The sequence below is a fragment of the Psychrobacter sp. 1U2 genome (genome assembly GCF_051847575.1).
On sequence record NZ_JBPYDC010000455.1, the window covers coordinates 1 to 1,061 of the forward strand.

Below are 1,061 nucleotides of genomic sequence, written 5' to 3' on the forward strand. Positions count from 1 at the left end.
GTATGTAGTAACTTTCTACTACCTACTATTTTCCCCTTTTTATCAACAATTCCAAATCATGCTTAAGCGTCATCTGCTTCTTTACAGTCACTTTTACAATGGTGTTAGTTATTATTCTCAACTGACATCTTATTCCTAGTTCATAACGTTACACCCCTTATCCTGCCTTTGTGCTAGTATATTTTACTAACGCTGTTAGATACTTTAGCCATATATTGGATATAGTTGAAGGTCAATAAACGACTGATAAATACATTTTTTTGTATTAACAGAACCATCTTAGAATAAATAAAAAATCGAATGAGTATAGGAATAGGAGTACACGTTATGATAGGCAGCCAAAAAGTCATTGATTATTTAAATTTCTTACTGGGCGGTGAGCTTGCAGCCCGTGACCAGTATTTTATTCATTCAGAGATGTATGCTGAGTGGCATTACGGTAAGCTATATGACCGTATCCATCATGAAATGGAAGATGAAACTTTGCATGCGCAGGCCATTATTCGCCGTATTTTGATGCTCAGCGGTACGCCAAAAATGACCGTTAATGAGATTAAAATCGGTAGCACTGTTCCTGAGATGCTGCAATATGATCTTGATTTAGAGTATGAGGTGCAGCAGCATCTAAAAGACGGTATTGCGCTGTGTGAAGAAGAGCAGGATTATGTGACCCGTGAGATGTTGGTTGAGCAGCTCAAAGATACTGAAGAAGATCATGCACATTGGTTAGAGCAGCAGCTACGCCTTATTGATATGGTCGGTCTGCCTAATTATCTACAAAGCCAAATGGCAGAGGTATCTCCTGATATTGTTTAACTTCATTATAGATGTAATGAATCACAATATTTAGAGTCAGTATTAAGAGGTTAGGGAGAAAGAATATGAAAGGGGATAAAGAGGTCATTCGCGCCTTAAATAAAGTGCTCGGACAGTCGTTGATTGCCATTAACCAGTACTTTTTGCATGCACGTATTGCCCGCCACTGGGGGCTTGAGGCATTAAATGAGAATTTTTATAAGCAATCTATTGCTGAGATGAAATGGTCGGACGATCTGATTGCG

General features: G+C 38.5%; 2 protein-coding genes. Both read left to right on the forward strand.

Annotation, left to right across the window (positions count from 1 at the left end):
• Positions 1-327: 327 nt before the first annotated feature.
• Positions 328-816: a bacterioferritin gene (bfr, locus tag ACS8FD_RS16540; protein ID WP_439261324.1), complete on the forward strand. Its 489-nt coding sequence runs from the start codon at positions 328-330 to the stop codon at positions 814-816.
• A 65-nt stretch (positions 817-881) separates the two neighbouring features.
• On the forward strand, positions 882-1,061 hold a 180-nt coding region (locus ACS8FD_RS16545), incomplete at its 3' end, for a ferritin-like domain-containing protein (RefSeq protein ID WP_439276643.1).